1 protein-coding gene is annotated in these 263 nt (G+C 45.2%); it reads left to right on the top strand.

Going from position 1 to position 263, the window contains the following annotated elements; translation table 11 throughout:
• The coding region (locus IQR33_RS26790; RefSeq protein ID WP_193844215.1) for an ATP-binding cassette domain-containing protein at positions 1 to 263 on the top strand (263 nt) is incomplete at both ends.

Raw genomic sequence — 263 nt, 5'->3', positions numbered from 1 at the left:
CCAGAAACCAAACTGACCGATCTATCCGGTGGCTGGCAACGTAAAGCTGCTTTAGCTCGTGCGCTGGTTTGTGATCCTGATGTATTGCTTCTTGATGAACCAACAAACCATCTCGATGTGACAACGATCGAATGGTTAGAGAACTTCTTAAAAGACTTCAAAGGTTCGATCATCTTTATTTCTCACGACCGTGCATTCATCAAGTCGATGGCGACACGCATCGTTGACTTAGATCGCGGTCAATTAGCTTCTTTCCCTGGTAA

This window comes from Vibrio sp. OPT46, assembly GCF_015163535.1.
Taxonomy (GTDB): Bacteria; Pseudomonadota; Gammaproteobacteria; order Enterobacterales; family Vibrionaceae; genus Vibrio; species Vibrio alginolyticus.
The sequence above is the reverse complement of the archived record's forward strand: the minus strand, read 5'-3'. Positions and strand labels throughout refer to the sequence as shown.